Origin of the sequence: Acinetobacter sp. YH12096 (assembly GCF_013419215.1) — a bacterium.
GTDB classification, from domain to species: Bacteria; Pseudomonadota; Gammaproteobacteria; order Pseudomonadales; family Moraxellaceae; genus Acinetobacter; species Acinetobacter amyesii.
Genome location: NZ_VPAM01000012.1, coordinates 17917 through 42786, shown reverse-complemented (window position 1 = coordinate 42786; position 24870 = coordinate 17917). Strand labels below are relative to the sequence as shown.

26 protein-coding genes are annotated in these 24870 nt (G+C 39.5%); 18 read left to right on the top strand and 8 right to left on the bottom strand.

Annotation, left to right across the window (positions count from 1 at the left end; translation table 11 throughout):
• Positions 1–29 precede the first annotated feature (29 nt).
• The 5 genes from FTU36_RS07160 to FTU36_RS07140 all read left to right on the top strand — a co-directional run bounded on the left by FTU36_RS07160 (position 30) and on the right by FTU36_RS07140 (position 4688).
• Entirely contained in the window at positions 30–1451 is a 1422-nt protein-coding gene (locus FTU36_RS07160) for an FAD-dependent oxidoreductase (protein ID WP_078189374.1), read from the top strand.
• Positions 1452–1736: 285 nt separating this feature from the next.
• Positions 1737–2330 carry a LemA family protein gene (locus FTU36_RS07155; RefSeq protein ID WP_218945503.1) on the top strand — a complete coding sequence of 198 codons (594 nt, stop codon included), beginning with the start codon at positions 1737–1739 and terminating at the stop codon, positions 2328–2330.
• Between the two features lie 37 nt (positions 2331–2367).
• The gene (locus FTU36_RS07150; protein WP_180117239.1) at positions 2368–3411 is read left to right on the top strand and encodes a TPM domain-containing protein; all 1044 of its coding nucleotides are present in this window, start codon (positions 2368–2370) and stop codon (positions 3409–3411) included.
• On the top strand, positions 3405–3965 hold the full coding sequence (locus FTU36_RS07145; RefSeq protein WP_180117237.1) for a TPM domain-containing protein: 561 nt from the start codon (positions 3405–3407) through the stop codon (positions 3963–3965). The genes FTU36_RS07150 and FTU36_RS07145 overlap by 7 nt, the downstream gene beginning before the upstream one ends.
• 210 nt (positions 3966–4175) lie before the next feature.
• Positions 4176–4688 (top strand): pilin, encoded by a 513-nt coding sequence (locus FTU36_RS07140; RefSeq protein WP_180117235.1) that lies wholly within the window; start codon positions 4176–4178, stop codon positions 4686–4688.
• A gap of 603 nt (positions 4689–5291) precedes the next feature.
• On the opposite strand, the gene FTU36_RS16890 is transcribed toward FTU36_RS07140, so the two are convergent.
• Complete coding sequence (locus tag FTU36_RS16890) at positions 5292–5414, bottom strand: transposase family protein (protein WP_373686352.1); 123 nt, start codon at positions 5412–5414, stop codon at positions 5292–5294.
• 405 nt (positions 5415–5819) lie between these two features.
• On the opposite strand from FTU36_RS16890, the gene FTU36_RS07130 reads away from it, so the two are divergent.
• Positions 5820–7454 carry a PglL family O-oligosaccharyltransferase gene (locus FTU36_RS07130; RefSeq protein WP_180117234.1) on the top strand — a complete coding sequence of 545 codons (1635 nt, stop codon included), beginning with the start codon at positions 5820–5822 and terminating at the stop codon, positions 7452–7454.
• 54 nt (positions 7455–7508) lie between these two features.
• Here FTU36_RS07130 and bfr read toward each other — a convergent pair whose 3' ends face one another.
• The 6 genes from bfr to gmk all read right to left on the bottom strand — a co-directional run bounded on the left by bfr (position 7509) and on the right by gmk (position 12348).
• Complete coding sequence (gene bfr / locus FTU36_RS07125) at positions 7509–7973, bottom strand: bacterioferritin (RefSeq protein ID WP_180117232.1); 465 nt, start codon at positions 7971–7973, stop codon at positions 7509–7511.
• Between the two features lie 219 nt (positions 7974–8192).
• Positions 8193–8387 carry a bacterioferritin-associated ferredoxin gene (locus FTU36_RS07120; protein ID WP_078192519.1) on the bottom strand — a complete coding sequence of 65 codons (195 nt, stop codon included), beginning with the start codon at positions 8385–8387 and terminating at the stop codon, positions 8193–8195.
• A gap of 217 nt (positions 8388–8604) precedes the next feature.
• Complete coding sequence (locus tag FTU36_RS07115; protein ID WP_180117230.1) at positions 8605–8988, bottom strand: RidA family protein; 384 nt, start codon at positions 8986–8988, stop codon at positions 8605–8607.
• 54 nt (positions 8989–9042) lie between these two features.
• A complete protein-coding gene (locus tag FTU36_RS07110) occupies positions 9043–11148 on the bottom strand; it encodes a bifunctional (p)ppGpp synthetase/guanosine-3',5'-bis(diphosphate) 3'-pyrophosphohydrolase (protein ID WP_180117228.1) in 2106 nt (701 codons plus the stop codon).
• A gap of 218 nt (positions 11149–11366) precedes the next feature.
• The gene (gene rpoZ, locus FTU36_RS07105) at positions 11367–11648 is read right to left on the bottom strand and encodes a DNA-directed RNA polymerase subunit omega (protein WP_067762989.1); all 282 of its coding nucleotides are present in this window, start codon (positions 11646–11648) and stop codon (positions 11367–11369) included.
• A gap of 76 nt (positions 11649–11724) precedes the next feature.
• Positions 11725–12348 (bottom strand): guanylate kinase, encoded by a 624-nt coding sequence (gene gmk, locus FTU36_RS07100; RefSeq protein ID WP_078189363.1) that lies wholly within the window; start codon positions 12346–12348, stop codon positions 11725–11727.
• Between the two features lie 133 nt (positions 12349–12481).
• Between gmk and ispH the strand changes: the two genes are divergently transcribed.
• From ispH to rplS, 12 genes are all read left to right on the top strand, one after another.
• Positions 12482–13432 carry a 4-hydroxy-3-methylbut-2-enyl diphosphate reductase gene (gene ispH / locus FTU36_RS07095; protein ID WP_180117226.1) on the top strand — a complete coding sequence of 317 codons (951 nt, stop codon included), beginning with the start codon at positions 12482–12484 and terminating at the stop codon, positions 13430–13432.
• A 164-nt stretch (positions 13433–13596) separates the two neighbouring features.
• The gene (locus FTU36_RS07090; RefSeq protein WP_180117224.1) at positions 13597–14040 is read left to right on the top strand and encodes a Tfp pilus assembly protein FimT/FimU; all 444 of its coding nucleotides are present in this window, start codon (positions 13597–13599) and stop codon (positions 14038–14040) included.
• Positions 14040–14648, top strand: coding sequence for a type IV pilus modification protein PilV (gene pilV, locus FTU36_RS07085; protein ID WP_180117222.1), 609 nt, complete (start codon positions 14040–14042; stop codon positions 14646–14648). Before FTU36_RS07090 ends, pilV begins: the two co-directional genes overlap by 1 nt.
• A 1-nt stretch (position 14649) precedes the next feature.
• Positions 14650–15597: a PilW family protein gene (locus FTU36_RS07080; RefSeq protein WP_180117220.1), complete on the top strand. Its 948-nt coding sequence runs from the start codon at positions 14650–14652 to the stop codon at positions 15595–15597.
• Positions 15597–16361 (top strand): hypothetical protein, encoded by a 765-nt coding sequence (locus tag FTU36_RS07075; RefSeq protein ID WP_180117218.1) that lies wholly within the window; start codon positions 15597–15599, stop codon positions 16359–16361. The genes FTU36_RS07080 and FTU36_RS07075 overlap by 1 nt, the downstream gene beginning before the upstream one ends.
• Positions 16362–16389: 28 nt before the next feature.
• Complete coding sequence (locus tag FTU36_RS07070; protein WP_180117216.1) at positions 16390–20526, top strand: hypothetical protein; 4137 nt, start codon at positions 16390–16392, stop codon at positions 20524–20526.
• Between the two features lie 9 nt (positions 20527–20535).
• Entirely contained in the window at positions 20536–21006 is a 471-nt protein-coding gene (locus FTU36_RS07065) for a type IV pilin protein (protein WP_306670196.1), read from the top strand.
• A 4-nt stretch (positions 21007–21010) separates the two neighbouring features.
• Positions 21011–21436 (top strand): type IV pilin protein, encoded by a 426-nt coding sequence (locus FTU36_RS07060; RefSeq protein WP_180117276.1) that lies wholly within the window; start codon positions 21011–21013, stop codon positions 21434–21436.
• Positions 21437–21579: 143 nt separating this feature from the next.
• Positions 21580–21837, top strand: coding sequence for a 30S ribosomal protein S16 (gene rpsP / locus FTU36_RS07055; protein ID WP_078189354.1), 258 nt, complete (start codon positions 21580–21582; stop codon positions 21835–21837).
• Positions 21838–21854: 17 nt separating this feature from the next.
• Positions 21855–22403, top strand: a complete 549-nt coding sequence (rimM, locus tag FTU36_RS07050) for a ribosome maturation factor RimM (RefSeq protein ID WP_078189353.1) — start codon at positions 21855–21857, stop codon at positions 22401–22403.
• A gap of 42 nt (positions 22404–22445) precedes the next feature.
• Positions 22446–23186: a tRNA (guanosine(37)-N1)-methyltransferase TrmD gene (gene trmD, locus FTU36_RS07045; RefSeq protein WP_180004770.1), complete on the top strand. Its 741-nt coding sequence runs from the start codon at positions 22446–22448 to the stop codon at positions 23184–23186.
• A gap of 138 nt (positions 23187–23324) precedes the next feature.
• Positions 23325–23696, top strand: a complete 372-nt coding sequence (gene rplS / locus FTU36_RS07040) for a 50S ribosomal protein L19 (protein ID WP_078189351.1) — start codon at positions 23325–23327, stop codon at positions 23694–23696.
• Between the two features lie 62 nt (positions 23697–23758).
• On the opposite strand, the gene FTU36_RS07035 is transcribed toward rplS, so the two are convergent.
• Positions 23759–24724 (bottom strand): triacylglycerol lipase, encoded by a 966-nt coding sequence (locus FTU36_RS07035; protein ID WP_180117214.1) that lies wholly within the window; start codon positions 24722–24724, stop codon positions 23759–23761.
• Positions 24725–24870 lie beyond the last annotated feature (146 nt).

Here is a 24870-nt window from a genome sequence, read left to right as displayed (position 1 = left end):
CATGCTTACACCTACCCACGGAGAGAGACATGGCAGAGCGCCTAAATAATGACTTTCAGTTCCTGGATGTAGCACGCCAAGATCCAGAGAAAAAAGATCTAGTTGTCCGCAAAGCAGAATTTGTGGAAATCTATAAACCGTTTACAGCTGAAGTTGCAAAAAACCAAACACACCGCTGCTTAGGTTGCGGTAACCCGTATTGTGAATGGAAATGTCCAGTACATAACTACATTCCAAACTGGTTAAAACTGATTGCAGAAGGTCGCATTTTCCAAGCGGCAGAATTGTGTCATCAAACCAACACATTGCCTGAAGTTTGTGGTCGTGTGTGCCCACAAGACCGTTTATGTGAAGGCGCATGTACGCTAAATGACGGCTTTGGTGCAGTCACCATTGGTAATGCTGAAAAATACATTAACGATACAGCCTTTGCATTGGGCTGGCGTCCAGATATGTCACACGTTAAGTGGACAGACAAAAAAGTTGCGATTATTGGTGCAGGTCCTGCTGGCCTTGGCTGTGCTGATATTCTTGTACGTAATGGTGTGAAGCCAGTTGTATTCGACAAACGTCCTGAAATTGGTGGTTTGCTGACATTTGGTATTCCAGAATTCAAAATGGAAAAAGACGTAATGAAACGTCGCCGTGAGATTTTCTCTGGCATGGGCGTTGAATTCCGTCTAAATACTGAAATTGGTACAGATGTGACCATTGATCAGCTACTGGCTGATTACGACGCTGTATTCATGGGTATGGGAACTTATACCTACATGAAGGGCGGTTTCGCGGGTGAAGACCTTGTTGGTGTGCATGATGCACTGGATTTCTTGATTGCCAATGTCAACCGTACGCAAGGATGGGAAAAAGATCCATCTGAATACATCAGCATGGAAGGCAAAAAAGTGATTGTTCTGGGTGGTGGTGATACCGCGATGGACTGTAACCGTACCTCGATCCGTCAAGGTGCTGAATCGGTTGTTTGTGCCTACCGTCGTGATGAAGAAAACATGCCGGGTTCACGTCGTGAAGTGAAAAATGCGCGAGAAGAAGGCGTAGATTTCCAATTTAATCGTCAGCCGATTGAAATTGTAGGTGAAAATGGCAAAGTGACGGGTGTTAAAGTTGTGACTACACAGCTAGGTGCACCTGATAGTCGCGGTCGTCGAAGCCCTGAACCAGTTCCGGGTTCAGAAGAAATTTTACCAGCAGATGCAGTATTGCTTGCCTTCGGTTTCCGTACCAGTCCTGCAGATTGGTTTACTACATCAAACATTAGTATGGATGGTTCAGGTCGCGTCATTGCTGCTGAACAGCAAGAATTTAAGTTCCAAACATCGAATCCGAAAATTTTTGCCGGCGGTGATATGGTCCGTGGATCTGACCTTGTGGTAACCGCAATCTGGGAAGGTCGCCAAGCTGCAGAAGGTATTCTTGACTACTTAGATGTTTAAGTCATGACATGCCAGTGATTGCATTGGATTTATTCAAAAAACTCGCTTCGGCGGGTTTTTTATTTTTCTTCATTTTACTAATTTATTCAGCTTAGTTCTAAGTAGTTATAATAAATATGGATTTAAACTTATCAATATATCCAATATTAATTCGTAGCTCTGAAGCAGAACAGAAGGAATAAAAACGGTATAAGTAAAAAATTATAAAAATTAACAAAAAATGAGAAAAATATGTTTAAAATCAAATTTATTAAATAAATATCAATAAAGAATTGAGGATAAAAGATGATCCCTGTATTAAAAAAATCTTTCATTGCTCTGATGTTAGCCAGTACCCTGACGCTTACAGGTTGTGGCTATAACACCTTACAAGTCAAGGATGAGGCAGTAACTGCGGCATGGTCTGAAGTACAAAACCAGTATCAGCGCCGTGCTGACTTGGTGCCGAATCTGGTGAATGTGGTGAAAGGCTATGCAGCGCATGAAGAGCAGGTATTGACTGAAGTGACTCAGGCACGTGCCAATGTGGCAGGCTTAAAAGTTGATCGTGAAGTGCTGGAAGATCCTGAACTGTTCCAGCGTTATCAGGAAGCTCAGGCACAAATGACGAGTGCCTTATCGCGTTTATTGGCCGTAACCGAAAATTATCCTGATTTGAAAGCTAATGAGCAGTTTCGTGACCTGCAGGTACAACTTGAGGGTACTGAAAACCGTATTGCGGTAGCGCGTAACCGTTATATTACGACTGTACAAGATTTTAACTCTTATGCACGTCAATTCCCGCAGGTGATGACTGCCAAAGTCATTGGGATGGATACCAAGCCAAACTTTAGTGCAGAGCAGAGTGCACAACAGGCACCTAAGGTTTCATTTGAATAAGCCTGATCTTGGGTAATCTGCTAATAAGGTGGCTGCAATGATGCATACGAGCACTGTAAAACTTTGTACAGGTATATTTCTCAGCCTCATTATGAGCCTGATGAATCCTGCCTGGAGTGAAACAGCAACAGCAACTGATACAGAAGAAGTGATTGTTGCACGTGAAATTTTGCAGCCTAAAACGAATACTACGGATCAAAATGTAGAATCTGCAGATACAGCACCGCAGCGCCAAATTGCCAATGATATGGCAGAAGGTCAGGTTCAGCGCGACTTGCCCAGCATGAATGAGCCAGTCATTGATCAGGCAAATTTATTAACGGCAGCAGAAAAACAACAACTTAGTCAACGAATCATCAATCTTTATCAGGCAGGTAAGGCTCAAATCGGAGTAGTGATTGTCCCTACCACGGGCCAGGAAGATATTTTTGACTATTCCATGCGTGTGGCAGATCGCTGGCAACTGGGATCAAAAGAACATGATAATGGTCTGTTAATGACCATTGCTGTAAATGACCGTCGTATCCAGATTTTAACTGGATATGGGTTAGAAGGCGTTCTGCCAGATATTGTGGCCGGACGAATTATTAATAACAAAATTACACCTTTGTTTAAGCAGGGTCAGTATGCGCAAGGGATAGATGCGGGACTGGCAGAAATCGAGCGTATTTTAAATCTGGATCCAGAAATTGCAGCCCAAGCAGCGGCTGAGCTTAAAGAACGTCAGGAACAGGCTTATAAAGCGCAGCAAGCATCTCAAGCGACTTTTGGTTCGGTTATTTTTATTATCGTCGCTGGTGTCATTGGTTCCATGATCTTTGGCAGGAAGCTGAGTGCGGCCACTGCTGCAGTGGCTGGAACTGCAGCTGGATTGGTCAATGGCATGGGATTGGTCGCTAGCCTATTAATAGGTGCTGGAGTTTTCTTTTTGCTCGTGACCTCACTTGCTCAGTTAATCCTGCATGCCTTTATGGCAGGTGGAGGTCGTGGCGGTGGTAGTGGACGTGGTGGTTTTGGAGGCGGCGGCTTCGGTGGAGGCGGCGGTGGTTTTGGTGGGGGAGGAGCATCAGGCTCATGGTAACAACTACAGATACAACAGATATTGTCACGCAGCCTAAGCTGGAAGAACATGCTCAACCAAGTTTTAAGCGCTGGCTTAAGCACTTCTTTTATATGCCTGCAACCAAGCGGTTTTTCTCCAAGCAGGATCAGCATGCGATTGCATTAGCTGTAGAAGAAGCCGAGCATGGGCATGTGGGGGAAATTCAGGTCGTGATTGAAGGGTGTCTGCCTTCCCGTTCTGCTTATTACCAAGATACGCTGTGTCGTGCCCGTCAACTTTTTGCAGAACTGGGTGTGTGGGATACAGAGCATAATAGTGGCGTGCTTTTATATTTGAACCTCTGTGATCATAAAGTGGAAATTGTGATTGACCGGGGAATTAAGCAGGCAACTACACAAGAAGTTTGGGAGCAGATTTGTGAAAATATTATTCAACAGTTGAAGCAACAGAAGTATAAGAATGGGGTGATTTTGGGTGTCAAGGAGATAGGAGAAATTTTAAATCAATACTATGATCGAAAAATGGATGATTTAAAGAATGAATTGGGAAATAAGCCCATCATTCTAGGGTGACTTTAGTCAAATAAATGACAATTTTTGTCAGTTAGTTACACAAAATGAAACCCAAAAACAACAAATTGAAAAATATTTTTTTAAACTACTGTTTTTTCTGTCAAAATTATTATAATAAAAGTTGGCATGTTTAGTGCTAAATACAAAATAGGCTAAATTAGCATTTGCTTAAGCTTATAAATAAACAAAAAAACATTTGTGGAGAATGTTATGAATACAGTACAAAAGGGTTTTACCCTTATTGAATTAATGATTGTTGTTGCAATTATCGGTATTTTGGCTGCAATTGCGATTCCTGCTTATCAAAACTATACAGCAAAAGCACAAGCTGCTGAAGCTGTGAACTTGTTAGGTGGTCTTAAAACTGCAATTGTAGATGTAAGTGGCACAGCTGGAATAGCTACAGCATGTAGTGCTGCAGATGCTGTTACAGAACAAAAAGACGCTAATAATGTGATTACTCGACAAGCAAAACCTGCTGGTGTGTTACATACTAGTAATGGATATACACTAACTGGTAAGTATGTTCAAAGCATCACTCCAACTGTTGCAGATAGTTCATGTACTTTAACTGCAAAATTTAGTTCAGGTTTAAATGATAAACTTAAAGATAAAGAAGTAAAATTTATTTATACAGTTGCAAGTAATGGTAGTGGTAGCTGGAGCTGTAAATCTGACCTAGATAATTCGGTACGTCCTACTACATGTGATCCTATTTTATAATTGTAACTTTAAAAAACGCATCTAATTAGGTGCGTTTTTTAAATAAAAAATTTAATAGACTTCTTTCATAAGTCATTTTTTTACTTAGTTCCAGATTATAAATTTCAGCAATTAAATTAAATCTCAACCCTAGTCTTTTGCCTCAGTTGTGATATCGTTCAACAAGGATTTTGAAAGTTTTCAAACTACAAAATACATACTCAATCCCAATTCTTCTTTTATTGATTTCTTGATTATAAATTTTTAGCTTAGGATCCAATTTACAGCGCCTTTTGGCTTATAATGGTAATAAGCTATTTAGATACAAGCTATAAATACCCTTGATAATCTTTATCTGCAAGGATAAGAGTCCCAAAAGGAATCTGGTTTAAATTTCGTTTGAGTAGCATGAAATCATGCACTGCACCACAATCAGCAAATAAACTCCGTACTTGCTGAGTTTTGTAATGAATGAAGACCTATATCTTAAAGGTGTGGACCTTTTTCTCACCACTATAGCTTCTCTCCTGTTTTTTAAAGGTCTTTGTATTGGAATTTCTGTGGCATCTACGATCACTACATTCCAGTCAGTCCCTTCTGCTTCGGTAAATTAAACAGATTTGATTAGATCAGGCAATCTCCGCTATGACGTACAATTCTTGAAGCTGTTGGCTCTGAAATTCCGTAACTCGTAGCCACATGAAATAACGTACAGTATTCACGCCAGTAGCTTAAGCCTAAGAGTATCAGATCTTATATGCTCAATTGGGGTAGTCTGCCTTTTGATGGAATTTGCTTCTTTAATTGCTCAACTATTAAATCGAAGATTGACCATGAGATGCCCGTATACCGCTTAATCCGTGCTTCAGAAAGCTTCTTTGAGTCAATGTATTTTATCCGCAGATTATGTCTGAATTCTCAGAAAATTAGAGAATAAATATCTATCAAATAATGCAATTATTTTTTGATTTATAAAAGAAATCTAATAAATGAATGATTTTTTAATTAACTGAAATTATTTATTATTCTTATATATTTTTATAATTAACTATTCGAAATTTATTCAATTTTTATCATTTTATTAATTATAATAATATATATTCAAAGTAGATTTGACTATTATATTTCAAATTTCTTTTTCTTAAAGTTCTCATGAAATTCACGCTCGCCCTCATCGCAGCAATCCTCATCTCCCTTGCATGGCTTATGCCCATTCATTACAGGCCTTGGGTTACGTATACAGGTGAGCTTTATGCCTTCTTTGCACTCTTCGCGATTGCTGCTATTTGTCTAAAAGATAAACTCAAAATTCCAGCAGTGAGTCTGCCATTGCTGTTACTGGCCTGTGTTCCTCTTGCTCAATTCTTTCTGGGACAGGTATTTTTCTTCAGTACTGCCATGATGGGCTTTATTTTTGTCTTTAGCTTTTGGCTCGCAAGTATATTAGGTTATAACCTTTCAACAGGAAATTATAACCGGGAAGAAACCTTTACTAATCTAAGTTATGTATTTTTAGCTTCAGGGACGATTACGGGTTTAATTGCGCTGTGTCAGTGGTCTAATCTGGATTCAATATTGCCAGGCATGGTCAATATTAGTGGCAACCAGCGACCTTATGCCAACTTTGCCCAACCCAATAATATGGCAACTTTTTTAGTCATGGCTTTGATGAGCTGTTTGTACCTCTATGAAAAGAAAAAAATCCAGACCAAATGGCTATTTGCTTGTGCTGCTGTGATTGTTATGGGAGTGGCGTTAAGTCAGTCACGTACTGCTTGGGTGGCTGCGATTGCGATTATCCTTTATTTAGCTTTCTACCAATACAAAGGCGTGATCCGCCTGAAATGGTATTACAGTATTGCTTGGTTTATTTTATTTATTTCTTGTATTGTCGCTTTCCCATTGCTAAGTCAACTGGCAACACAGGTTATGGATGCCCAGGTGGTACAAAGCCGTGATGTAGTTGCTCGTGCAACAGGCGATATGTCTCGTTTAGCGATCTGGCAGCAAATGCTAGCGGCAATTCAGGCACAACCATGGTTTGGATATGGCTGGTATCAGACCAGTGTTGCCTTTGTCTCGATCAGTGATACGGTGCAAGGTCCAGTCTGGATTCGCAGTGCACATAACTTTATTATTGATTTCTTGCTGTGGAATGGACTGATCATCGGTCTGCCATTTCTGGCCTATTTCGGTTATTTGGGTTATCAGTTGCAAAGATGGGTTAACACATCAGAATCTGTGATTGGAATCTTGATGATCGGGGCATTTATTACACATGCCATGTTTGAGTTTCCACAGCACTATGCCTATTTCCTTTTACCAGTAGGTTTTATTTTAGGTACTGTTCTAGCCCAAAATCCGAATATCAAAACCGTGACCTTGCCCGCTATAGCAATGAAAATCATTTTTGGGTTTGGACTACTGTTATTGATCGTGATCTATCGGGATTATGATGTCGCTGTGCCAAAACTTGGTCAAAGTATTCGTTATGAGCAACAGCCCGAAAAAATCACCAATCAGCAGCCAATCTATGTGTTAACAGAGTTTAATCATCGTATTGATTGGATTCGTCTTAACCCTTATAGCAAAGCATCCCCTGAACAGATTCAAGCAGGTGAGCAGATGGTATTAAGTTATCCAACTAAATATAACCTAATTAAATATGCCAAACTGCTAGCTTTTAATGGTTATGAAGATGAAGCCAAGCATCAGCTGCAACGTCTGAAGGTCATTCAGAAAACCGAACTCAGTTATGAAGAGTTAGTTCAGGATATGCCCAGATAAATTCCATATAGAAAAGCCAGCATTTGCTGGCTTTTCTATTGATTGATTTTAAGTTTAAATCTGGCTTTGAATGTAGTTTTCAATACCTACTGTTTCAGTTAAATCGAGTTGAGTTGTTGTCCAATCTAAATATTCTTCTTCTTTTTCAAGAATTTCTTGTAGCAAGTCACGTGTCACATAATCCATTGCAGATTCGGCAAGTTCAACTGATTTCTGGATCGCTTCGATATTTTCTTTGACTTTGCGAACGTCACATTGCAACACTTCAACAGTGTGCTGACCAATATAAAGTTTGCCCAAATGTTGTAAATTTGGCAGCCCTTCTAGAAATAAAATACGCTCTATGATCTTATCCGCATGCTTCATTTGGCGAATAGATTCTTTATATTCCGCAGAACCGAGTTGTTCAATTCCCCAATCATTGAACATGCGTGAATGTAGAAAATATTGGTTAATCGCAGTGAGATGGTGATAAAGCACCTGATTCAGCTGATTAATAACATCACGATTGCCTTTCATGCACGTACTCCATTCCATGTTGCAAAACTTCTGAATCAGAAGCGTATAAGACTTATCTTAATCGAACTGTTATGTGAATGGCGAGTAATTTATTGAACAGCAAATGAAAATCGCAATCAGTTGAAGTGCTTATAAAAATAAAACCCGCCAGAGTCAAAGGCGGGGGAGGAGTAATGATCTGAAGATCATTTATTTTTTGCTTATGTTTATCTTGAATATTTAAGCAGCAATTGCGATACGGGCTGCAATTTGTGCAACTTCATCACTGATGATCATGCGTGCTTCAGGAGCACAGCGACCACAACAGGTGCCTAAATCGAGCATATCGCGAACTTCACGATAGCTTTCTGCACCATTGGCAATTGCATCTTTAATGTCTTGATCAGTAATACCACGGCACAAACAAACGTACATGAAATCAAACCAAGTGAATAAATGGGATAAGTAATATTATTGATAATTATTATCGTTTGTCAATAAAAATCATTTAAAAATGCTTTTAAGGTGATTGAGTTTTTGAATAAAAAATGTCATTTAAACGGAAATCTGAGTAATGCTCAGATTTCCATGTGAGGCTTTTGTTCTTTTAGAATGTGATATTTAGTGAAGGGCTTAAGCGATGTTTACTAACTTATTGATTAATAATCACCACGCCATCCATTTCAACTAACGCACCCTTTGGTAGGCTTGCTACACCGAGTGCTGCGCGTGCTGGGTAGGGTTGAGCAAAATATTCGCCCATAATTTGGTTGACCAATTGGAAGTTAGAAAGGTCAGTGAGGAAAATATTCAGCTTAGCGATATCGGCTAACGTACCACCTGCAGCTTCACATACCGCTTTTAAGTTGTCGAATACACGGCGAATTTGAGCTTCAATGCCTTCTACCAGCTCCATGCTATATGGATCTAAGCCAATTTGACCTGATAAATACAAAGTGTTGCCCACTAAAATGGCTTGTGAGTAAGTACCAATTGCAGCGGGTGCATTTTCAGTATGGATTACCTGGCGGGACATCTATTTCTCCTATTATCATCACAGACACGTCACATATAAATATGTGGTGTTAGGTTAGCTGGCAACTTTCGCAGGCTCAGCAATGGCAACAGGTTGTGCCAAACGACTGATGCGTGGGAAGCCAAAATGCATTCTTAAATTACGGATAATTTCGGCAATTTGTTTACGATTGTGTACAACAATATTCACATAGGTTTTTTCTTCATGTGAGCGGACAGTTTCTACACCCACTTTTTCTTTACGGCATAGATAGATCAGTTCTGAAATTTGCTCATCATTTAACAGCATGTTTAAGCATAAATAGGCTGTAAAACTAATGTCCTCAGTGTCTTCCGTTGTCCAGTGTAAAGGCATGATGTTTTCAGGATGTAAATGCTGCTCATGCAATAAATTATGACAACGTGAACGGTGCACAATCAAACCGCGACGTGATAAATGCCCTTGTATTGGATCACCTAAAACCGGGTTACAGCAGTGCGCATATTTAACGTCGACACCATCTGTGCCCAAGATCAAGCGTGCAGAGTTTGAAGACTGAATGGTGTCTTGAGCATATAAATGATTGGCAACCAATTGAGGCAGTAAATCACCCACGGCAATCTGTTCAAATAATTGTTCTTTATCATTTAAATGACGCCAATTCAGCACATTTTCCCAATCCGCTAATGTCAAATCACTTACAGAACGGTTAAAGAGTTTTAATGCGCGATTTAAAGCTTGCTGGCCAACTAAGCGTTGTTCATCTTGGTCTTGGTCACGGAGGATATTTTGTAATGCGCGACGGGCTTTTTGGGTGTTAATAAAGCTAAGCCAGTCAGGATTCGGTGTTGCAAGAACATCGGTGATGATTTCTACTACTTGACCACTCAGTAATGGTGTTGAAAGGGGCTTGGTTTCCCCATTAATTTTTGCACCAACGGCATGGTTGCCCAAAAATAAGCTTGCTGAATAAGCAAAATCAACCGCTGTTGCACCCTGAGGGAGTTCATGCAAATGACCGTGTGGGGTATAAACCCAAATTTTTTCTTGATGTAGATAATCGAGTAATTCACTAAATGTGGTCTTGGCACATGCGCCATCGACTAACACGTTTAAATTTTGCATGGAGGCTTGGATCGCTGAACGACAAGCTTGTGGCGCATTTTCACCGAGGACCACACCAAAGCGCGCGGCTTTACGCATCAGCTCTGTTTGGATGGTCAGAGACAAAATAGTTTTTTCACCTTTTAAGCGCATCATCAGTGACTGGTTTCCACCAGGGAGTGGGCGACGGATATGATCGGTGTAATTTAGAACTTTAAAGCTTTCTTTGAGGATATCAGCAAGTCGGTCACAGTCTGCAATGCTTTGTAAAATAATTTCAAAGGCATGACTATGGGTGAGCTCTTGCAGATCGATATCGTTTTTTACAAAGTGACGAAGTAATTCAATATTATTATTCTTCTTTTTAATTCGACCTGAAATATGGTGTTGTTCTAGTAAGGCGGTGAGGTTATTTTCCCACTTGGTTTGGTATTCGCAGCGTTTCGGTTTGGTTTGTAATAAAGCTTCTTGAACATTGTTATACATATCTAAATCTAGATTTTGATAACACAAATGTTCAAGGTTGTCGGCCATTTCATTCATACCGACAAGGCGTGCCATAGGCACAAAAATTTCAAAGGTTTCTTGGGCAATACGAGCGCGTTTGTCGGGGCGTAAAGCACCCAGTGTGGTCATATTGTGATATCGATCCGCCAGTTTAATAATAATGACACGTGGGTCTTGTAGGGTGGCTTGCAGAATTTTACGGAAGGAAGCGGCTTTATTATATTCTTTATCACTAGAATGGCTGAGTTTGGTGACGCCGTCGACCAGTTCAGCAACGGTCAGACCAAATTTTTCAGTAATATCTTGTTTAGTAAATTCAGTATCTTCGATGACATCATGCAGTAAAGCTGCCATTAAAGTTTCCGCATCAAGGCGCATATGCGCCAAAATACAGCTCACCGCAATCGGGTGAAGGATGTAGGGTTCGCCACTTTTACGTGTAATGCCATCATGGGCAATATCCGCATAGTCGCAAGCTTCAAGCACGCGTTCGACATCACTTACTGAAAGGTAAGCGTCGATTATCACATTTAACTGTTGCTTGGCTTGGCTGACCATTGGGCCTGGCATAGAACACCCTTTTACTACTGATTTACAAATGAAACGGTTAATACTTTAATGAAATGCATATTGCATGACTTGTCAATTTTTTAGTTTAAAAAAATGAAAATCTTTTTCGCTTGCTTTGCACTTCTTAAGCTTATGTTATAACTGTTCTGAGTAAAATATTAAAGAGAATCCATAAAAAAAGCCTAGTTAAAAACTAGGCTTTTAAGGTCAGGTTTATCTTATTGGAAAGAAAAACCGTCTAAGTTTAGGTTATTTGCAGAAAGTGCAAGGTCTAAACTTGAAGTTTGGTAGTCTTGTTCACGTTGTTTCAAAATGTCTTTAGAAACGTGACCCGCTGCGATTTCACGAAGAGCAACAACGGTTGGTTTGTCATTGTCCCACTCAACAGTAGGTTCGATACCTTGACGTGCCAATTGACGCGCGCGTTTGCTTGCCACTAGTACAAGCTCAAAGCGGTTGTCTACATGGTCTAAACAATCTTCAACGGTTACGCGTGCCATAAGAATTCTCGTTTGAATATAAATTTTTAACAGACTGTGCAGTATAAGGTGCTTTGTTTATAGACTCAAGTTTTAATCACTGTTCCGTAGGGGTGATTAATTTCTCAATTAGTTTTTCATGGCGCATGGCTTGTTGTTTTAAAACAAGACGATTGGCAATAATCACAGACTCTAAGTCATGCAGTGCTTTATTAAAGTCATCATTAATAATGACATAGTCAAAATTAACATATTGCTGCATATCTTCTACGGCACAGCTGAGGCGATGTTCAATCACTTCAACAGAGTCTGTACCACGATTGGATAAACGTTGACGTAAATCGAACTGACTCGGAGGGAGAATAAAAATTTGTCTAGATTCAGGAAAAAGTTTACGAACCTGTTCAGCACCTTGCCAGTCAATTTCAAGTAAAACGTCATGACCTTTGGCCAATTGTTCTTTTACTGTGCGCTGTGCAGTACCGTAATAATTACCAAAAACTTCTGCATATTCAATGAAGCCACCTTCATTTACCAAAGATAGAAAATCTTCTTTTTTTGCAAAATGGTAATGTACGCCGTCTAATTCGCCAGGACGCTGACCACGAGTGGTATGAGAAACAGAGACATGTAAATTGTTTACACGTTCAAGCAGGGCTTTAACGAGGGATGTTTTGCCCGTTCCCGAAGCAGCAGAAACGACAAACAAGAGACCCGACATGATATTTTTCCTGATATGATAAAATATCTTCTCTATTTTAGAGCAGACGCGCGCCAAACAAAATAGTCAGACGTCTATTGTTTACATTTATTTCAAGTGATACCCGTAAAATTGAGTGGGCATTGAGGATTCTATGGAAATTGTTTTAGCTAATCCACGCGGTTTCTGTGCAGGTGTTGATCGCGCCATCGCGATTGTGAACCGTGCACTGGAATGCTTTAATCCCCCCATTTATGTACGTCATGAGGTAGTGCATAATAAATTTGTGGTGGACGACTTGCGTCAACGCGGTGCGATATTTGTGGATGAACTGGATGAAGTACCTGATGACAATATTGTGATCTTCAGTGCGCATGGTGTATCTAAAGCGGTACAACAAGAAGCTGAACGCCGTGGGCTAAAAGTTTTTGATGCGACCTGCCCTTTGGTGACCAAGGTGCATATAGAAGTGACCAAGTACGCTCGTGAAGGTGTGGAAGCGATTTTGATTGGTCATGAAGGTCACCCAGAAGTTGAGGGGACGATGGGCCAATATGACACCAAAAATGGTGGTTCGATTTATTTGGTTGAAGATGAACAAGATGTTGCAGAGCTAAAAGTGGTGCATCCTGAAAAAGTAGCGTTTGTAACTCAGACAACGCTTTCTATAGATGACACAGCAAAAGTCATTGATGCCTTACGTCAGAAGTTCCCTGAAATTCAGGGGCCGCGCAAAGATGATATTTGTTATGCCACTCAAAACCGCCAAGATGCCGTACGAGATCTTGCTGAGCAATGTGATGTTGTATTGGTTGTGGGTTCACCGAACTCTTCGAATTCGAACCGATTACGTGAGTTGGCTGAACGGATGGGTAAGCATGCGTATTTGGTGGACAATGCCGATCAGTTGCAGCAAGACTGGTTTAATGAACACACTAAAATTGGGGTAACTGCAGGTGCTTCCGCCCCGGAAATTTTAATTAAGCAGGTGATTCAGCGTTTACAGGATTGGGGTGCACAGGCATCAAAAGAACTGGATGGGCGAGAAGAGAATATTACATTTAGTCTACCAAAAGAGTTACGCATTCCTGTAACACAGGCTTAAATTGTTAACTATTTAACAATTTATTTTTTATTAAAAAATAAACAGATAGCTATAATATGACAGTTATCTGTTTTTTTATGCCTTTTATCTGCTCTGTGTAGGTTTTGTAAAATTTATAGATATTATTTTTAATAGGGTAAAGTTTGGCGCGCCTTGGGGGGAGTATGCAGAAAAATAAAGCATTTACATTAATTGAATTGATGGTGACGATTGCTGTGATGGCGATTATTGCCATATTGGCTGCGCCTTCTATGAATTATATGGTTGAAAAACAAAGATTAAATCTAACTGCGAGAGATTTGTCGAATACATTATTCGAGGCTAGAAGTAAAGCAGTCTTATTGAGGGAAGAAGTTACCGTAACCTTAAATGATGTGACTAAATCTTCGGTGAATAATACAGATACTCACATTTATTGGCGTGCAAGGTCCAATAATGCATTAACTTCCACAAGTCCTACCTCAATTATTTTTACCTCTTACGGTATTGTTAAAGATGCAACAACGGATAGTGATTTAATGATTTGTAATAGTCATCTGAATATAAAAAAAATTATTACAGTAACAAGAATGGGTACTTTATCTAATAAAAGTGATGGGACTTGCTAATGAATAACAGAAAGACCCAACAAGGTGTTGGGATGATGGAAGTATTAGTTTCCTTGATATTATTAGCTATTGCAGTTTTAGGATTTATTGCATTGCAGCTTCGCGCAGTAGATGCTGCAAATGAGTCCTTAAATAAAATACAAGCAATGAATATTGCAAGGGATTTTGCTGAACGTATTCGCATTAATCCTTATGCATTTACATTATTAGATAAAAACAATGCCCAAATAACTAATGACATAACAAAATCCGCCTACGTAAAAGCAGTGGAAGATTATAGAGCATTAACAACATCTCATACATGGGCATCATGTTTTGGAAGTTCCAGTTGTACAAGTGCAAACATGGCAATAGAGGATGTAAAACAAGTAGTAGATAAAGCAAATAAGCAAGGTATGACCATTAATATTTTACCTTGTGCAACCTCTATAACTACAGATGAGAATGGTGAGAGTGTTACATCTTCAACTAATTTAAATAGTGGGCGAAGCTGTATATATGTTGCATGGGATACCACGACGGCTACAGAAGGAAGTGGTGATAATGATTGTACGTTATATGGAAAGTTGAAAGATAATTCGAAGTGTATTGTTGTGGAGACATATTAATATGACGAAGTTGCACTTTACTCGTTTTAACTCGGGATTTACGCTTGTTGAGTTAATGGTCTCTTTGGTTTTAGGGTTATTGGTAGTTGCGGCAGCAATACAGCTATTTATGACTGCGCAAATTAGTGCCAACCTGCAGCGAGCTATCTCTGATATACAAGACAATGGAAACTTCGGTATTAATTATATGATCGAAGATATTCGCAAAGCCAATTTTTCAGCAGATAAACCTGTGATTAAAAGTGGCCTGCCTTATGCGGGTATTGTTTTGGGAATCGACAACTTACCTTCAACTTTAACCAATAGATCTGCCAACCTATTAACTAAAAAAGAAGCAGAGGGGACAGGTAAGAAGACAAATATAAGCAGTGATCAATTGACAATACAATACTATGTAGATATTACGGGACAATTTGACTGCGAAGGCACAGGAATACCTGTAAACAGTTATGTGTTACAAAGATATTTTATCTTGGACGGAAACTTGCGTTGTGATGCTGGTATATACCCTAAAACTGTACCTACAGGAAATGATGCTACTGGGAATCCTAGAACTCATACTATTGTAGGTTTTGGAGGGAATGGAGAAATTGTCATTAGAAATACTGAATATATGCGTATTTTATTTGCAGTGAGTGATGATAAAGTTATTGCAGATAATATTTCAAATGATCCTATTCCTGCTGATGGTTTAGTGCAAAAGAATTTTCGTTATATAGATAGTTATCCAACGAGTGGAACTTCGCCTCGTATTCGTGGTGTACAAATTGGTTTATTAATACGCTCAAATGAAAATGTAGGCGGTAACCCAGATATTAAAACAAGAAATGGTTCTGCTTTTTCAGTGTTAGATAAAAACAATGTTACTGTGAATACAATTGATTCAAATTTACGCCAAGTAATTTCACAAACAGTTGCTTTTCGAAATGCATTGGGGAGTGGTTCATAATGGTTGCACTTAAAAATATAGAAAAAGGTAATACTTTAATCGTAATATTAATATTAATTGTAGTGGTGACTACTATTGGCTTAGTAGCAATTCGTGAAAGTATAACTTCTCTAAAAATATCAACCAACAGTCAAGCACAGGCTTTACTTATGCGTAACTCAGATGCCTACTTTTTTAATATTGAAGGTGCTGGGGAAGTATATAAGAAATTAAATGCTAGTAAGTTTGGCTTTGTTGGTTTTGCTTCTCAACCTGAAAATATTGGTAAAGAAGTAGTATTTTGTTTTAATCAGACTATTGTACAAAACTTTGATACTAATACTGTCGGGATAATTTCCAATGTATTAACCAATACTACTGATACTATTGGTACCGGGAAAAAGAAAATCACTCCAATTACTCGAGGTGCTTGTGACCCGTCTGTGGCCGAGAACTATACTAGTGGGCGTAAGGCAGTGATGACACAGGTTGCGATTAAAGTGGATAACACCCCAAGTGCACCTTTAGAAAACTTTGTAGAAGGAACAGATGTTCCCCAAGTTTCTCAACCAATAAAAGTCAGAATTAACACCACTTCATTAATGCCAGCAATGGCAAGTACAGCGACTTCTGCACAAATCAAGTCATGTTTAACTGACTATCCTGCTGATTCAATTATAGATGGTCTAAATACAAGTAATTCCATTGCGGACTGCTTAAGTCATTACAATGTGCCATTTAATGCACAAGTGGCTGAATATCGTCAAAGTAATACACCAATGTAATTGATTTTTTAATATTTGGGGAAGTGCAATGAACAATTTAGAGAATAAAAAAATAGTGTTTAAACCACACCCTTTAGTTGTGGCAATAGCATATGTAATGGGGATGGTATTGCCCCAGACGGTAAATGGTGCTGTACCTAATGATTTAAATATTTATAAGCCAGCAGCTCAGGGGAAAAAAAATCTGATCATGATGGTTGATAGCTCTGCTGGTATGGATGATGAGCAAAGTGGTAAACCTGCACGTTCAATCAAAGAAGACTATCCAGAATGTGCAAATAAAAATTTGGGTGGTATTGGAACAGATGTCCTAGATTTTGTTTATCAAGGTGAAAATACACTTAATGTAGGAGGAAGCCCAAAAGGGACGTTTGTGTATCGTATGCCTTATTGTAATCCAAATGGAGCTGCAGTAGAAATTAGAGGATATGCCATAGCTGGAGAAGTATGCACTACTGACAGATATAGGCGTGAAACCTGTGGACCTAGTAATAATTATTGGGTCTCTAATATTAATAATACAAGATATCAAACACTTACTCAGCTTAAGGCTGCTCCAACTAATGTTCAGGAAGAGTTTCGTCAATACATTCGTGGCATGAAGTACAGCCGTATGGATAGGATGAAAGTCGCAATGACAGACTTATTAAGTTCTAATGTGATTTCAAATAATGTTGTTATGGGAACGGGAAATTTTTCTAGTCAGACAAGTAAAATTACATTTGATGCGAATAAGACCGCCGAGCAAAATCAGCCAGGGCAATTAAGGCCCAGTACATATTATACTGATACTGGGGTGGGATTGGGATCTGGACTTGGAACCAATGCAAAAATACTAGTGCCAGCTGGCGTTATGGATGCCATACAACGCTGGAAAATGCGTGTTTCTATTACAAGTTTAAGTAGTGGGGCAAGAACACCCTTATCGAGTGCATTGGCTGAGTCTGGTGCTTATATGCTAGGTACAACGACAAAAAAATCTAATAATACTCATGTGGTTGAGCCCATTACAAATCGTAATGCCAGTGGTTTTGATGATTCTACAGATACAGCGAAAGATCCTTCACAAAGTAATCGTAAATATAAGTCACCTATAAGCTCTGCGACAGTAAGTGATTCTTGTGATGCAAATGGTATATTTTTATTAACGAATGGTGCTCCAACTGCAGTGCCGGCGACAACCGCTACTGAATTGTTTACAAATGCGTATGGGGCGACTGTACCTACAGCTACTGCACGTGGAATTCAGCAAGTAGGAAGTGGTAATACCGATTTTGGTTGGCTTAAAATGGGAAACTTTGCCGCCGCTTTAAATAACTCAAAAAATATTAAAACTGCTATTGCGGGATTTGGTAATAACTTTGTTGCTTATATGGATCCGGCAGCAAATTTTTATGAAACTTTAACTGATGCTAATGGTAATAGCCGAATTTATTATAAGTGTGATGCATTGGTTCCATATATTGGTCAAGAATATACTGTTCGGGGTGGCTCTTATGCAGGTATTAAAACTAGGATCACCAGAGATACGATTAACGCTTGTCATTTAGGTGAGAAGGCACATTCTAGTCTGAGTGGCGTTGGTGGTTATGGTGAGGGTGGATTTTATCCAATCGTAGATCCTGAAGATCTAATAGATAGTGTAGAAAAATTTGTTTCAGAGTTAGAGTTAACTCTGCCTTCAATTAGTGCAGGAATACCGGCAATTCCTGTGGATACATTAAATGTAACTCAGCAGCTACCTTATGCTTATTATTCTCAATTTCAACCAAAAATTGAAAGCACACAGTCAATCGGTATTTGGCTGGGAAATTTAAAAAAATATAGCGTTAGTGATAATACTTATAAGGATAAAAACTCAAATAATGTAGTGAATTCCGATGGACTGCTTAACTCAACACGGGATTATTGGAATACAGGAGCTGCGGATGGTGCTGATGCCACTAAAGGAGGCGCACTTGCAAAGCTACCTGTACAAACAGAAGTAGGGCGTAAAATATATAGTGATAGAGTAGTTTCAGGAAGTACAGTTTCAGCAATTACTGACTCAGACACGGCTTTAATGTTAATTCCTTCAAATAATACATCTGGAACTACAAATAATGCTGAAAGTTTGAGAATGAGTTCTGATCCAGATAGGGCTTATTTACTGAATTTATTAGGTTTTGGAATAAGTGCACCTACGCCTCCTGCTAATTTAACTAATGCTGCTCAACTTCGACAAATGGGTGCAACTCTTAACTCAACTCCACTGTTTTTTACTACACAGAGTAAGATTGCAACTAGAGCTTCAGGTTCAGGTGAAACAAGGGTAAATATTGGGGATTATATAAGCCGTAAAGATTATGTGCTTTTTGGGACCAATCAAGGTTTAATTCAAGTGGTCAATGCAGACTCAGGAGAAGAAAAATTTGCCTTTTTACCTCAGGAAATGATTGATCGTCAAAAAAATGGCTTTGTTGATAAATCATTACAAACTAGTACAAATGTAGGTGATCATTTATATCAAGGTATAGATGGTGCCTGGTCCGTTTACGCAAACTATGTGGCAAATAGTGAAAGTAATTCTCTTAAAGCTTCAACGCTAAATGTGTATGGGGGAATGCGTCGAGGTGGCTATAATTACTATGCACTTGATTTAAAAGATATCGAGACAAGTAGCCCTAAACTTTTATTTAAGGTTGGGCCTCAACAATCTATAAGTGCAACAGGTGTAGTCAGTTTAACAGGAACTTGTAGCAATACAGCACCTTTAGATTGTATGGGACAAAGTTGGTCCAAGCCAACGATTGCATGGATTAAGTGGAAAGGTAAACCACAGCTAGTGACGATTGTAGGTGGAGGGTATGATCCTGCTTATGACAGTGTAACCTATAAATCTAATACAACAGCAACTAAAGGAAATGGTGTTTATATTTTTGCAGCAGAGCAGGCAAAAACAGCTACAGGTTCAATAGATACAACAATGCCTGCTGCGGGTACATTATTATGGTGGGGAAGTAGTTCTGCAACTGATACGGTAGCAAATAATAGTAACGATACGCAAAAAACTAATAATGCGAATTTAAAATATAGCGTAGTTAGTGAAATTAAAGCGATTGATCGAGATAGTGACGGTTTTGTTGATAATCTCTATTTTGGTGATCTTGGTGGGCAGGTTTTCCGTGTAGATATCGATAATGCATCTTCTGGAACAGTGGGTACTTTAACTAAAAATATGGTAGTTAAACGTATTCAGCGCATTGCAAACTTTATTTCAGACCCAGAGCGTTCGACAAAAGCTGCACCACGTTTTTATCAAATCCCAACATTTACTGTGCATAGTCTAAGTGCGTCTTCAACAGCAACAACTGGGGGTACTTCTACTACTACCTCATATAGTTTAGGTGGTGTGAGAGGAAGTGCAACACGCTTTGCTGTGATTAGTATTGGTTCGGGAAATACTAGTAATCCACTGGAAAGCACTTTAACTAGTACAGCAGGTACGAATGGTGGTTTGCCTGATCGTGTTTATGGTATTTTTGACCGGGATATAGGACGCGTTGATTTATACACCAATGCCAATGATAGCGATACCACTGGGATAAACCCGACAACAGATGGGTTAAGTAGTAAAAATATTACATTGACCAACATGATTGATATAACAGCGACTACAGGTACTATGCCCACAGTTGCCGATATGGTTTCGGCAGGAAATCATGGCTGGTATCACACTTTAACAGGTACAGCACTTGGTCGAACAGGTACAGATAATATTGAATCTACCCAATCTATAGCACGTTATAAAGTACTCAGTAGTTTTGCTGCAATTAAAAATACATTGTTTACTAGTTATTTTGATTCTGCAGATAAGGGCTCTTCATCTAATTGTAGTGCAGGGGTTAAAGGTCGCTCATATATCAAAAACTATTGCTTGCCTTTTGGTAGCATGGGTGCAGATGGCAATAATTGTGGTACGTCCACAGATGGTCGCAGTTATTCTACTGCTAACGGTGGTATAGGTAATGATGTAGGAGCTGGTATTGTTCCTGTAGTAGTGGGAGGGATGGCTAATAATAAGATTGGGCCAATTACAGGTAAAGGTCAAAGCAGTGGAGTCTCAGCACAATATTCAACACCACTTCGCTTTGAACCAATGAAGTGGCTGGCTAAACGTTCATAAGGAAACATAATGTCTAAAATGAACACTAAACAGGCAAAGGGTTTTACTTTGATCGAATTGATGGTAGTAGTAGTAATTGTTGCAATTTTCGCAGCAATTGCTATCCCTAGTTATCAGGCTTATATGCGTAAAGGGGAAGAGTCCAAAGCTATGCAGGAAATGCTGAGGATTTCTCAGGAATTAGAAAGATATAAATCAAAAAATTTTAATTATCAGGGTTTTGCTGTTGGAGCTAATACTGCCTTTTTAGTGGTGAATACCAGTTATACAATTTCTATTGTTGATGGTACTGATTCATCTAAAAAATTGGTTGATACAAGTTCAACAGGGCAAAAATGGGCAATGCAAGCAAATGCGAATGATACTTATGGAAAAAAATTTAATTTTCTGTTAACGAGTGATGGTTTCAAATGTAAAAATAAAACTTTTTCTGTGATGACATATAGTGAGTGTAAAACTGGTGGTATAAATGAATGGTAAAGATATAAGATTTAAAAAAGGATTTACGTTAATCGAGTTGATGATTGTAGTAGCAATTATTGCCATTTTAGCTGCAATAGCTTATCCATCTTATAATCAGTATAAAATTCGTACTAATCGAGCTGAAGTACAAAGCGAAATGATGAATACTGCCCAGCGTTTACAGAGTTATTACGTGATTCATCATAATTATACAAGTGCAACTTTAGATAATAGTACAACTATCAAGGATTACCCAACATCTAATCCTGTGTATAGCATTACATTAGTTCCTAGCGGTCAAACTTATACTCTAACTGCAGAACCTAAATCTAGTACCGTTCAAGCGGGTAATGGAAGTGTAATTCTTAATAGTAATGGATGGAAATGTTGGACTAAAACTACGACAGCATGTACTCCTTCAGCCACCTCAAACTGGGACGGTCGCTAAGATAAATTCAAACTGTGGATAACCTGAAATTTGATCTTTCTTTCAGCGCAAATATAACGTAAAATATCGCCCTCTATGAAAGGGGTTTGAAATGTATCGATGGTCGGTACAGGGATAATCCGTAAAAACTATAAGGTTCTATCATGGTTGTTATTCGTCTTGCACGCGGTGGTGCTAAAAAACGTCCGTTCTATCAAATCATTGTGACTGATAGCCGTAATGCACGTGACGGTCGTTTCATCGAACGTATCGGTTTCTTCAACCCTACAGCTCAAGGTAAAGCAGAAAAACTTCGTTTAGATGCTGACCGTTTTGCTCACTGGGTTTCACAAGGTGCTCAACCTTCAGAACGTGTTGCTTCTTTAGCTGCTGAAGCTAAGAAAGCTGCAGCTACTGCTTAATTAGTAGTAGGTTACCCATGACACCAACACAGAATGTTCCCGAAGATCGTATTCAGATTGGACAGCTACGTTCAGCATATGGATTAAATGGGTGGCTCTGGGTCTATTCCAATACAGAACCTATGAGCAATATTTTTGACTACCTCCCTTGGTACATTGAGACCAAAGCAGGTTGGCAAACAGTAGATGTAAAACGTTGGAAACCACATGGCAAAGGCTTGGTTGTTTCGCTAAAAGGTGTGAGTGATCGTACCGCGGCAGATAACTTGGTTGGTGCAAATATCTGGATCTCTAAATCGCAACTGCCGCAAGCAGGCGTGGACGAGTACTACTGGTCAGATTTGAAGGGCTTAACAGTGTTAGGTCTTGGAGAAGATGAGCAAGAAGTCAACCTCGGTCAAATCCACGAATTGTTTGAAACAGGTGCTAACGACGTGATGGTAGTTCGCGCTACTGCTGACAGTGTCGATAGCGAAGAGCGAATGATTCCATGGCATAAAGATGTGGTACAGCGTGTTGATCTCGAAGCTGGTCGTATCTACGTAAATTGGGGCGTAGATTATTAATCCTTTAAGGATTGACGCAGCAGGAAAATAGAGGAGTCTGCGATGTTTTTTGCAGTCATTACGCTTTTTCCTGAAATGTTTGAAGCGATTACAGCCTACGGTATTAGCGGGCGCGCAGCAAAACGTGACATTGTGCAAGTTCATTGTATCAATCCACGTGAATTTGCTGAGGGCAACTACAAAAGAGTGGATGAGCGTCCATTTGGTGGTGGTCCAGGTATGGTGATGATGGCTGAGCCATTAGCGAAAGCAATTCATCGTGCCAAAGAGCTTGCCAAGCAAGCGGGTGCTGTTCATGTCCCGGTGGTGTATATGTCGCCGCAAGGAAAGACCTTAAATGAACCTGCGGTACAAGATTTCGTCAAATATGATGGATTGATTGTATTGTGTGGTCGTTATGAAGGTGTAGATGAGCGTTTGATCCAACAATATGTTGATCAGGAATGGTCAATAGGCGATTACGTTTTATCTGGTGGTGAACTCCCTGCGATGGTTTTATTGGATAGTGTGATTCGGAGACTTCCGGGTGCAATGTCTGATGAACAATCACATGTGCAAGACTCATTTGTGGATGGTCTTTTAGATTGCCCACAATATACCAAGCCAGACCATTTTGAAGGTTTAGATGTTCCTGAAGTATTAAAATCAGGACATCATGCCAATATTGAGAAATGGCGGTTTTTGCAGCGATATCAACGCACTTTAGAACGCCGACCTGAGTTGGTTGAAAAAGTTGAATTGACCAAGCAGCAAAAGAAATGGCTAAAAGATTCCAAGGTTTAATTTTTTAAATCTTATATTAGGCTCTTTATGCATTGAAGCGGTCAAGCATAAAGGGAAAGTCAATCGGGTCTATGCGCTTTAGCCTCTAGCCCCAGCGATGATTAGACCTCTTCTAACTCGCATAATCGGAGATACCCCATGAGCGGTAAACATCCTTTAGTACAAGCTGTTGAAAATGCACAGTTGAAACAAGACATCCCTGCTTTTGCTCCTGGTGACACAGTAGTTGTTCAAGTTAAAGTAAAAGAAGGTGAGCGTGAACGTCTTCAGGCATTTGAAGGTGTTGTAATTGCTAAGAAAAATCGTGGTTTGAACTCTGCGTTCACAGTACGTAAAATTTCTAGCGGTTTCGGTGTTGAGCGTGTATTCCAAACTCACTCACCAATCGTTGCTGGTATCGAAGTGAAACGTCGAGGTGACGTTCGTCGTGCTAAACTTTACTACCTACGTGAATTGTCTGGTAAAGCTGCACGTATTCGTGAAAAATTACCAGCTCGTAAAGCAAAATAATTTGTTTTACAACGCTGTAAAAAATGCGCCTTTTGGCGCATTTTTTTATGCAAGAAAGAAAATTATAAACCTTGAGATTTTAGGCGGTTTGCATGTTGACGATAAACATCGACAGGATCTGGTGCAAATAGCGCTTTGAGACCAAGCACTTGGTTAACTTCATCTAAATGGTTCCAGTTGTAGTTATCACGAATGGTTTTACCAAATTTGGCACTACAGCGTGATACGAGGCCATCATTGTCTTTTCCGCCATCGATCAGTAATGCGGTCACTTTTAGGGCTGAGTCTAAATCTAAAATATTGGTGATTTGGCCCACACCTGTAAATGAATAGTTATAAATGCCTTTTTCCACGCTATTGCCATCAGCACAATTGGATTTAGGCAAGCCCAGAGGGAATGCGGCATTGTACTTTGCAGAACCCGCTAGCGTTAAACTTGAACCACCTGCCAATGCGTCATGAGGGTAAGTCTTTGGATCTAGACCTTGCGCCCAAACGATGGCTTTAGAGACAAAATTCACAGCTCCAACCAAGGGTGCTTCCACAGCGGTGCCTTCAGCTTTTAAAATTAAGTCTGCAACAGGGGAGCCTTGATGAGGTCCTGCAACACTGGTTAATGAAGCCACGACATCTGGGCGAACACCGGCAACATAACGAATCGTTGGTCCACCATGGCTATGTCCAATTAAATTCACTTTATCTGCACCAGTGAGTGCTCGGATTTCAAGGACTTGTTGTAGAAGCTGTTCGCCACGCACTTCGGTAGAGTTAAAAGGCGATACGCGAGTTGCCCAAACATTTGCACCATTTCGAGCAAGATCAGGAAGGATTTGATACCAATAGTCGAGTCCAAATGAGTCCGTACCAACGGTAATAAAACCACCCATACCATGGTTAAATACGATTGGATATTTGGTCTTTGCATAGCTAGAACTAGCTTTGGCGGTGACTTGGGTTGCTTGCGATGCAGATACATTACCGATGCATGTAGCTGCAATTAAACCTGCTAAAAATGGTCCGTATTTCATGAGCGATCCTCAATGTATTATTGTTTTATGACAATATTTATTGTCACTTCTAATAAAGCAATAAAGACCACCTGTTGCAAATTGAAAAAGATTAACTGTGACGCTAAATGTAACAAAATAAACGATCATGAATTTTCAGATCTATA

What these genes read in the sequence shown, in the direction of transcription:
- FTU36_RS07160 (WP_078189374.1), top strand. Translation starts at nt 30, where the DNA reads ATGGCAGAGCGCCTAAATAATGACTTTCAGTTCCTGGATGTAGCACGC.
- FTU36_RS07155 (WP_218945503.1), top strand. Translation starts at nt 1,737, where the DNA reads ATGATCCCTGTATTAAAAAAATCTTTCATTGCTCTGATGTTAGCCAGT.
- FTU36_RS07150 (WP_180117239.1), top strand. Translation starts at nt 2,368, where the DNA reads ATGATGCATACGAGCACTGTAAAACTTTGTACAGGTATATTTCTCAGC.
- FTU36_RS07145 (WP_180117237.1), top strand. Translation starts at nt 3,405, where the DNA reads ATGGTAACAACTACAGATACAACAGATATTGTCACGCAGCCTAAGCTG.
- FTU36_RS07140 (WP_180117235.1), top strand. Translation starts at nt 4,176, where the DNA reads ATGAATACAGTACAAAAGGGTTTTACCCTTATTGAATTAATGATTGTT.
- FTU36_RS07130 (WP_180117234.1), top strand. Translation starts at nt 5,820, where the DNA reads ATGAAATTCACGCTCGCCCTCATCGCAGCAATCCTCATCTCCCTTGCA.
- bfr (WP_180117232.1), bottom strand. Translation starts at nt 7,973, where the DNA reads ATGAAAGGCAATCGTGATGTTATTAATCAGCTGAATCAGGTGCTTTAT.
- FTU36_RS07120 (WP_078192519.1), bottom strand. Translation starts at nt 8,387, where the DNA reads ATGTACGTTTGTTTGTGCCGTGGTATTACTGATCAAGACATTAAAGAT.
- FTU36_RS07115 (WP_180117230.1), bottom strand. Translation starts at nt 8,988, where the DNA reads ATGTCCCGCCAGGTAATCCATACTGAAAATGCACCCGCTGCAATTGGT.
- FTU36_RS07110 (WP_180117228.1), bottom strand. Translation starts at nt 11,148, where the DNA reads ATGCCAGGCCCAATGGTCAGCCAAGCCAAGCAACAGTTAAATGTGATA.
- rpoZ (WP_067762989.1), bottom strand. Translation starts at nt 11,648, where the DNA reads ATGGCACGCGTAACCGTTGAAGATTGTTTAGACCATGTAGACAACCGC.
- gmk (WP_078189363.1), bottom strand. Translation starts at nt 12,348, where the DNA reads ATGTCGGGTCTCTTGTTTGTCGTTTCTGCTGCTTCGGGAACGGGCAAA.
- ispH (WP_180117226.1), top strand. Translation starts at nt 12,482, where the DNA reads ATGGAAATTGTTTTAGCTAATCCACGCGGTTTCTGTGCAGGTGTTGAT.
- FTU36_RS07090 (WP_180117224.1), top strand. Translation starts at nt 13,597, where the DNA reads ATGCAGAAAAATAAAGCATTTACATTAATTGAATTGATGGTGACGATT.
- pilV (WP_180117222.1), top strand. Translation starts at nt 14,040, where the DNA reads ATGAATAACAGAAAGACCCAACAAGGTGTTGGGATGATGGAAGTATTA.
- FTU36_RS07080 (WP_180117220.1), top strand. Translation starts at nt 14,650, where the DNA reads ATGACGAAGTTGCACTTTACTCGTTTTAACTCGGGATTTACGCTTGTT.
- FTU36_RS07075 (WP_180117218.1), top strand. Translation starts at nt 15,597, where the DNA reads ATGGTTGCACTTAAAAATATAGAAAAAGGTAATACTTTAATCGTAATA.
- FTU36_RS07070 (WP_180117216.1), top strand. Translation starts at nt 16,390, where the DNA reads ATGAACAATTTAGAGAATAAAAAAATAGTGTTTAAACCACACCCTTTA.
- FTU36_RS07065 (WP_306670196.1), top strand. Translation starts at nt 20,536, where the DNA reads ATGTCTAAAATGAACACTAAACAGGCAAAGGGTTTTACTTTGATCGAA.
- rpsP (WP_078189354.1), top strand. Translation starts at nt 21,580, where the DNA reads ATGGTTGTTATTCGTCTTGCACGCGGTGGTGCTAAAAAACGTCCGTTC.
- rimM (WP_078189353.1), top strand. Translation starts at nt 21,855, where the DNA reads ATGACACCAACACAGAATGTTCCCGAAGATCGTATTCAGATTGGACAG.
- trmD (WP_180004770.1), top strand. Translation starts at nt 22,446, where the DNA reads ATGTTTTTTGCAGTCATTACGCTTTTTCCTGAAATGTTTGAAGCGATT.
- rplS (WP_078189351.1), top strand. Translation starts at nt 23,325, where the DNA reads ATGAGCGGTAAACATCCTTTAGTACAAGCTGTTGAAAATGCACAGTTG.
- FTU36_RS07035 (WP_180117214.1), bottom strand. Translation starts at nt 24,724, where the DNA reads ATGAAATACGGACCATTTTTAGCAGGTTTAATTGCAGCTACATGCATC.